The sequence below is a fragment of the Rhizobacter sp. P5_C2 genome, from assembly GCF_054049715.1.
On sequence record NZ_JBFULV010000073.1, the window covers coordinates 26,001 to 33,815 of the forward strand.

Consider the following 7,815-nt stretch of genomic DNA (forward strand, 5'->3'; position numbering starts at 1 on the left):
GAAGCGCTCGTGCGAGCGCAGGGTTGAACCAGGACTTCAATAGAACCAGCGCAGCGGCACGAGCACCGTCTGCGGGAAGAGGACCATGACGAACAGCATCGCGAACTGGGCCACCATGAACGGCAGCACCCCGCGCGTGACCTCGTCCATCTTCATGCGGYCGACACCGGCCACGACGTTGAGGATGGTGCCCACCGGCGGCGTCACCAGGCCGATGGAGTTGTTGATGATGAAAAGCACGCCGAAGTAGACGGGATCGATGCCGGCTGCCTTGATCAGAGGCATCAGCACCGGCGTCAAGATCAGGATGGTGGGCGTCATGTCCATGGCCGTGCCCACCAGCATCACCAGCAGCATGATGGCGATCATGAGCAGCGTCTGGTTGTCCAGCAGCGGGCGCAGCAGGTCCACCACCTGCGTGGGCAGGTTGGCCACCGTGATCAGCCAGGCCGACACCATCGCCGACGCCACCAGGAACATCACCACCGCCGTGGTGCGGGCCGCCGTGACGAAGATGCGCACCAGCGCCTGCAGCTTCAGCTCGCGGTACACCACCGTGGAGACGAACAGGGCGTAGACGGCCGCGACAACCGCCGCTTCGGTGGGCGTGAACACGCCCATGCGCAGGCCCACCAGGATGAACACGGGCAGCATCAGCGCCCACAAAGACCCGCGTGCCGCCATCAGTATCTCGGCCCGGGTCTTTCGCTGGGGGAGCACCAGCGCCTCCTTGCGGCCCACCCACCACCAAGTCAACGCCAGTGCCAGGCCGATCATGATGCCGGGGACGATCCCGGCGATGAACAGCTTGCTGATCGACACGTTGGCGGCAACGCCGAAGATGACGAAGCCGATGCTCGGCGGAATGATGGGACCGATGACACCCGACGCCGCGATCAGCCCGCCCGAGACCCGCTTGTCGTGCCCCGCCTTGATCATCATGGGCAGCAGCAGCGCCGTCAGCGCGGCTGCGTCGGCCACGGCCGAGCCCGACAAGGCCGACAGCAGGCAGGCCGCGAGGATCACCACGTAGCCCAGCCCGCCCTTGACGTGGCCGACGAGCGCCAGCGCGAAGTTGACGATGCGCTGCGACAGCCCGCCGACGTTCATGATCTCGCCGGCCAGCATGAAGAAGGGCACGGCCAGCAAGGGAAAGCTGTCGGCACCGTTGATCAAGTTCTGCGCCAGGATCTGCGCGTCGAACAGGTCCAGGTGCCACATCAGGGCCACGCCGCTGGCCAGCAAGGCGTAGGCGATGGGAATGCCGAGCGCCATCGCGCCGAGCAGACTGCCGAGGAAGATGAAGACGGTCATGCGCGTGGCCCGTGGGGTACGTCACCAGGACGGGGGTGCGCAGGCTGCGCGTCGTTGCGCACCAGCTCGGCCTGCAGGGTCTCGAGTTCGGCCTGCTCTTCCGACTCCTTGATCCTCACGAGCTCGCCCTCCGAGAGGTGGCCCGTCAGCAGGCGCGCGAGCTGCAACAGCAGCAGGATGCCGGCGCAGACCGAGAAGATCACGCCCGAGGCATAGAAGACCGCCATCGGTGTACCGGTCACGGGCGCTGCCACGTCGAGGTTGATGCGGGCCTGCTGCCAGCTGCCGTCGAGGAACAGCCAGGTCACGTACAGCATGAGCAGGTGGCCCAGCAACAGGCAGGCCTTCTTGCCGGCCACCGGAAGTCGCGACACCAGCATGTCGGTGCCGAGGTGCCCACCTTCCTTGAGCGCCACCACCGCGCCCATGAAGCACAGCCACACGAAGAGCCAGCGCGAGACTTCCTCGCTGACGGCGATGCCCGAGTTGAAGGCGTATCGCAGCACGACGTTGCCGAACACGAGCACGACCATTACTGCGAGTGCCGCTGCGATCAGCAGGTCCAAGGCGCGGCAGAACCGATCGATGGTGCTGTCGATCATGGCGCCGTCCCGAGGTGCAGGGCGGCCATCACAACCGGCCCCCCTGCAGCAGGCCGCGAGCGGCCAGGTTGCCGAAGAGCGCGCGCAGGCCGAAGCGCCAGGGCGGCGCGGCCTCGCAGTGCGTCACCCGGTTCTGCAAGCCGCCCAGCCAGTGGCTGTGGATGGTGACCACGTCGCCCAACTTGTGGGTGAAGCCGCCGCCCGGCTCATCGCGGTCTTCAGTGGGCGCGAACAGCGTGCCCAGGAACAGCATGAAGCCGTCGGGGTACTGGTGGCAGGCCGTCGTCTGCGCCACCAGGTCGACCGGGTCACGGCTGATGCTGGCCATGGTGTTGATGCCGCGCAGCGTGAAGCCGTCATCACCCACGACATGCAGGTGGACGGTCTCGCGGCGCAACTGGTCCAGGCCGAAGCTGTCGTCGAACAATCGGATGAACGGGCCGATGGCACAGGACGCGTTGTTGTCCTTGGCCTTGCCGAGCAGCAGCGCGCTGCGGCCCTCGATGTCGCGCAGGTTGACATCGTTGCCAAGCGCGGCCCCGGCGATGCCGCCGCGGCCGTTGACGGCCAGCACCACCTCCGGCTCCGGGTTGTTCCATCGCGAATCGGCGCGGATGCCGATGTCCTGGCCGTGTCCCACCGCCGCGAGCACCGGGGCCTTGGTAAAGACCTCGGCATCGGGCCCGATGCCGACTTCCAGGTACTGCGACCACAGCTTCTTCTGCTGCAGGAGTTGCTTCAGCGCCTGCGCCTGCGGCGAGCCGGGGCGGATGTCGGCCAGGCTGGTGCCGATCAGCGCCAACACCTGGCTGCGCAGGCCCTGTGCACGGCTGGGGTCGCCACCCGCCTGCTCCTCGATCACGCGCTCGATCATGCTCGAGGCGAAGGTCACGCCAGCGGCCTTGATCACCTGCAGGTCGCACGGCGCCAACAGCCAGGGTGCCGAGTCGTCCCGGCGAGCGGAACCGCTGTTGTCGAGCAACCCCTCGACGCTGCAGAGCAACTCCCCGGGCACCGACCGAACGGCTTGCGCCGGCTGGGCCGTGTCGAGCAGCGTGCTCATGGTGGGGAAGTGCCGGCTCAGGTCGAAGACACCCTCCGGCCGCAGCACCACCACGGACGGGCCGGCCGGCGCGCCCGCGCGCCAGACACGCCCTACCAACGTGCCGGCCAGGCCGTCCTGTGGCAGCACGGTGTGCATGCCATCGGCGCGCACCGGCAGCGCCGTTGTCGTTGAACTCATTCTGGTTTCCTCGGCGTTGGCCGTGGTCGTGGTCGCGAGAGAGAAGCGTGGATGGAGGGTGGCTGCGCCGCCCCCACGAGGAACGGGCTACTTCGCGGCAGTCGTGCCGCCGCGCACCTTGGCCAGCTCACCGTTCAGCTCGGCCGTCGTATCCTCGCCGAACTCCTTGCTGAACTTGGCCAGCACGGGCTGCAGCTTGGCCTGCATCTTCGCGTGTTCAGTCGGCGGCAGCTCGGTGACCTGCATGCCGGCCTTCTTGAGGTCGGCCAAGGCCGTCTCGGAAAATGCGCGGATGGTCTTGCGCTCATACAACGTGGCGTCTCGGGCCGCGTCCTGAACGATCTTGCGTTCGTCGGCCGAGAGGCCGTCCCAGGTTTTCTTGGACAACAGCAGCACCCAGGCGCTGTACATGTGGCGCGACAGCACCATGTGCTTCTGCACCTCGTAGAACTTGCTGGCGAGGATGGTCGCTGCCGGGTTCTCCTGCCCATCCACCGCCGCCTGCTCCATCGCGGTGTACAGCTCCGTGAAGGGCATGGGGGTTGCATTGGCACCCAAGGTGTTGAAGGTGTCCAGGAACAGCGGGCTCTGGATGACGCGCAGCTTCAGGCCAGCGAGGTCCTCCGCGCGCAGCACCGGGCGGCGCGAGTTGGTGACGTGCCGGAAGCCGTTCTCCCAGAAGCCCAGACCAATCAGTCCCTTGTCCGGCAACGTGGCCAGCAGCTTCTGGCCGAAGGGTCCGTCCAGCACCGCATCGGCCTCCTTCTCATTGTTGAATGTCAAGGGCAGGTTCAGCACGCCGAAGGGCTTGATCAGCGACACCAGCGTGGAACTGTCGGGGATGGTCATCTCGAGCGTGCCGCCCCGCAGCGCGGACGTCATGCTGATGTCGTTGCCCAGCGAGCCACTGGTGAAGACCCTCGCCGTCATCTTGCCGCCGCTCTTGGCCGCCAGCTGGTCCGCGAAGTACTTGAGCGCCTTTGCCTGGGGGTGGTCTTCGCTCAGGCCGGTACCAACCTTGAACACGTGGTCCTTGACCTGTGCCGAAGCGGGGCCCGCCAGAGTGGCCAGCAATGCTGCGGCCACGCAAAGTGATTGCATTTTCATGATGTCTCCGAAAGGTTGTACGTCAGGCGCGCCCACCCTGCTGTGACGCGCCGGCCCTCTGTCGGGCGGTTCTTGATGGGGCTGAAGGCTAGGAGAGTCCCCGTTCACGGTCCACTGACTTTTTCGCTAGCATCCATTCCAAATGCTGATGAGTTCGGACAAGCCTTCTGGGAAACCCTTGGCGCTGGCGCAGGTCTCGCGACTGCGTTTCAGGCACCTGCAGTTCCTCGACATCCTCGGAAAGACGCGAAATCTGCGCCTGACGGCCGAGCAGATGCACATCACCCAGCCGGCCGCGACCAAGGTGTTGGTGGACATCGAGGAGATGCTGGAGTCGCGCCTGTTCGATCGCCTGCCGCGCGGCATGCGGCCGAATGAGCTGGGCCTCTTCACCTTGCGCTATGCGCACGCGGCCCTGGACGGCCATCGCAAGTTCGTCGACGAGTTCAGCACGCTCAAGCAGGGTGGCCATGGCCACTTGTCGATCGGCGCCATCTCGGGTTCGGCCGCACACCTGCTGATTGCCGCGGTTGCCGAGCTTCAGCGCCTGAGGCCGCTGCTCGTCGTGAAGGTGCTCGAGCAGAGCAGCGACCAGCTGATCATCTGGCTCGCCGAACGCAAGATCGACATCATGATCGGCCGCTTCACCGACGAGTCGCAGCGCGCCCAGTTCCAGTACGAGAAGCTCTCCGACGAGGGCCTGCAGATCACGGCGGGTGTGCACCACCCGCTGCGCGGAAACCACGCACCTGGGTGGGTGGAACTGTCGCACTGGCCCTGGATCCTCTATCCGATGTCTACGGCGCTGCGCAGGGTGTCGGATGACATCTTCAGCAGCACCGGCCTGTCGCTCACCTCCGGGATCGTGGAAACCCCGTCATTCCTGTTCGCGCTGGAGCTCCTGCAGAGCACGAACATGCTGTCGCTGCAGCCCGCAGCGCTTGTCGACAAGTACGTGCGGCGTGGGCTTCTTACGCGCATCGCCTCAGAGCTTCCAGACCGCATGCCCGACTTCGGGATGATCACACTGCAAGGTGAGCAGCCCAGCACCTCAGTGCAGGCCTTCATGTACGTCATCCGCACCCTCGCAGGCCAGGCTGCAGACAGCGTGTAGGGCGCGGTCTCGAGGTCCGGGCGCGATCTCAGGCCACGCGGTCGCGCGTCTCCTCGCCGTTCACCAGTCGCTCGATGCCCAGCGGGTTCTCGTTCTTCAATGCATTCGGCAGCAGCGCATCCGCCATCATTTGGTGACCATCCGCCAGAGGCCGTCGTCGGTGGCGCCCATAAGCAGCAGGCTGTGTCCGGCGTCGTACGTCATGCTGGCAATGCGTTTGGGGTTGCAGGTGCAGGTGCAGGTGCAGGTGCAGGTGGGGTACTTCATTGCAACACTCCTTCTGCCTGAGCAGTGGTTAGTGTGTTGCCTCGACCGGCTGAATCCGCCACGCAAAACTGGCCTTCACACCAGGTGCCACTCTGGCACCGATGTTAAGGACCGTGGGGCGCGATTACTTCTTCATCTCGTCCTTGGCCATGTCGTCTTTCTTCATGCCGTCCTTGGCCATCGCGTCCTTCTTCATCGCGTCTTGCGCCAACGCGCTCCCTCCGGCAGCGAACATGCAAGCGGAAAGGGCGGTGGCGATGATCTTGTTCATAACGATTCCTCGATGTGGTTGAAGTGAAAGAGTGGCAGTCCGCCAGTTGATCAGGGCACCTGAGCCAGACGGACTCAGCTGCCTCCGAACCAGTTGTATCCCTGGTCTTCCCAGTAGCCCCCGGGATAGGTGTTGGTGACGAAGATGGACCGGATGTGCTTCGGGTTCTTGTATCCGAGCTTGGTCGGAATGCGCAGCTTCAGTGGGTACCCGTTGCGCGGCAGCAGAGTGGTGCCGTTGCAGGCCAGCGCCAGGTTGGTCTGCGGATGCAAGGCGGTGGGCATGTCGACGCTCGTGTAGTAGTCATCCGCGCACTTGAAGCCTACGTACCTCGCGCTCAGGTCGGCACCCACGCGCCTCAGAAAATGCGCGAACGGCACACCGCTCCACTGACCGATCGCACTCCATCCTTCGACGCAGATATGTCGAGTCACGTGTGCTTCTTGCGGCATCGCGTGCAGATCGGCGAGGCTCCAGGTTCGCTTGTCGGCGACCAGCCCGGTCACCTCCAGCCGCCAGTCGTCGCCATCGACTTCACGGATCTCGTCTTCGCCGTAGTAGGCGTTGAACGGGAACGGCTGGACGATCGTCGAGTGGGAATAGGTCGGAGCCAGTTGGCTCGGATCGAACAAGGCGCCCTGTACACGATCGTTGAAGCGCGAGATGCCTTGCAGGGCCTTCTCGATGCTGTTGCCGTCGGTGAGGCTGCAGCCGCTGAGCATCGCGACACCCCCCAAGGTCAGGGAGCGCTGCAGGAACAGACGCCGTGCAGGCTGTTCCATGCGGCGCGAAAGGAGCGTCGCTGCCTCTTTGACGACGGCGTCGCCGTCGACTCTGCTGACGATCGATCGTTTTGTCGGCTTCATGGGTCTGACCTTCAACGGCCGCGAATCATCGCGAGAAGCGTGCGTGGCACAAGCGCCACCATCGTGATATGGAGGGCGACGAACGCAACCAGCGCGGCCATGGAGAAAAAGTGCACTCGACGCGCGCTTTCGTAGCCGCCCATCAGTTCGCGAAGCAGGTGGAACTGCACCGACTTCCACAAGACCAGCCCCGACATCACGAGCAGGGCGACGTCCAGCCACACGCCCAGGTATGCAATGCGCTGCAAGGTGTTGTAGCGGTGCGGGTCCGAGTGAGAGAGACGGCCTCGCAGCGCTTGCGTCAAGTCGTGCCACATCTGTGCCGGCACGATCGGAAAGAACTTCGTCTTGAGCCGGCCCGTAGCCACGTTCAGCAGGAGATAGACGAGGCCGTTCAGCACCAGCAGCCACATGCCGGCGAAATGCCATTGCAAGGCGCCGCCGAGCCAGCCACCGATCGTGAGTTCGGAAGGAAAGCGAAACTCAAAGAAGGGCGCAGCGTTGTAGACGCGCCAGCCGCTGGTCACCATGATCAGCGCGGCGATGAGGTTCAACCAGTGGGCGGCACGCAGCCAGGCCGGGTGCACCTGCACGATCCGCAGGCCGACGCCGGAAACTTCGACTGTTGGGCCTTCGGTTGGTGGTTCGTAAGTGTGGAACAACATTTCATTTCCTTGCCGCGAGCGGCCGCGCAACACGCTACTTCCCGCCGGGTCGTCCCCGACCGGAACACCCTTCACACAGCGTTCGCGACCATCGTGCGAGACAGCCTCGGTCGACCTCCACGCCTGTCCGATGGCGACGAGGATGGTTCGAAGCGTCGGCGCAGCGCAGCGTTGGCTGCGCCATTCGATGGTCTAGTGTGGTGCGCTTGAATTAAATGAACCTATTTAGCGACACGATCGAGAGCTGCCTTGGCGCGGGTGACCTTGGCGAGGATGTCTGTGGCGCTGGCGGTCCAGATGAAGGGTTTGGGATCGGCGTTGTGATGCTCGATGTAGAGATCAATGGCCTTGCAATGGCATTTCGCC

General features: G+C 64.7%; 9 protein-coding genes. 1 reads left to right on the top strand and 8 read right to left on the bottom strand.

All coding sequences use genetic code 11. From position 1 onward, the window contains the following. Positions 1-36: 36 nt before the first annotated feature. The 4 genes from ACXJLU_RS23385 to ACXJLU_RS23400 form a co-directional block, all read right to left on the bottom strand. Positions 37-1,314, bottom strand: coding sequence for a TRAP transporter large permease subunit (locus ACXJLU_RS23385; protein ID WP_457335101.1), 1,278 nt, complete (start codon positions 1,312-1,314; stop codon positions 37-39). Further along, complete coding sequence (locus ACXJLU_RS23390; protein ID WP_457335103.1) at positions 1,311-1,916, bottom strand: TRAP transporter small permease; 606 nt, start codon at positions 1,914-1,916, stop codon at positions 1,311-1,313. Before ACXJLU_RS23390 ends, ACXJLU_RS23385 begins: the two co-directional genes overlap by 4 nt. 28 nt (positions 1,917-1,944) lie before the next feature. Then, positions 1,945-3,159, bottom strand: a complete 1,215-nt coding sequence (locus ACXJLU_RS23395; protein ID WP_457335105.1) for a fumarylacetoacetate hydrolase family protein — start codon at positions 3,157-3,159, stop codon at positions 1,945-1,947. A gap of 87 nt (positions 3,160-3,246) precedes the next feature. Continuing rightward, a complete protein-coding gene (locus ACXJLU_RS23400) occupies positions 3,247-4,266 on the bottom strand; it encodes a TRAP transporter substrate-binding protein (RefSeq protein ID WP_457335117.1) in 1,020 nt (339 codons plus the stop codon). A gap of 142 nt (positions 4,267-4,408) precedes the next feature. On the opposite strand from ACXJLU_RS23400, the gene ACXJLU_RS23405 reads away from it, so the two are divergent. Beyond that, complete coding sequence (locus tag ACXJLU_RS23405) at positions 4,409-5,380, top strand: LysR family transcriptional regulator (RefSeq protein WP_457335107.1); 972 nt, start codon at positions 4,409-4,411, stop codon at positions 5,378-5,380. A 126-nt stretch (positions 5,381-5,506) separates the two neighbouring features. Here the strand turns inward: ACXJLU_RS23405 and ACXJLU_RS23410 are convergent, their stop codons facing one another. The 4 genes from ACXJLU_RS23410 to ACXJLU_RS23425 form a co-directional block, all read right to left on the bottom strand. Next, positions 5,507-5,647, bottom strand: a complete 141-nt coding sequence (locus tag ACXJLU_RS23410) for a hypothetical protein (protein WP_457335109.1) — start codon at positions 5,645-5,647, stop codon at positions 5,507-5,509. A 124-nt stretch (positions 5,648-5,771) separates the two neighbouring features. Continuing rightward, the gene (locus tag ACXJLU_RS23415) at positions 5,772-5,918 is read right to left on the bottom strand and encodes a pentapeptide MXKDX repeat protein (protein WP_457335111.1); all 147 of its coding nucleotides are present in this window, start codon (positions 5,916-5,918) and stop codon (positions 5,772-5,774) included. Between the two features lie 74 nt (positions 5,919-5,992). After that, positions 5,993-6,784, bottom strand: coding sequence for a molybdopterin-dependent oxidoreductase (locus tag ACXJLU_RS23420; protein ID WP_457335113.1), 792 nt, complete (start codon positions 6,782-6,784; stop codon positions 5,993-5,995). Between the two features lie 11 nt (positions 6,785-6,795). Next, the gene (locus ACXJLU_RS23425; RefSeq protein WP_457335115.1) at positions 6,796-7,449 is read right to left on the bottom strand and encodes a cytochrome b/b6 domain-containing protein; all 654 of its coding nucleotides are present in this window, start codon (positions 7,447-7,449) and stop codon (positions 6,796-6,798) included. Positions 7,450-7,815: the final 366 nt, after the last annotated feature.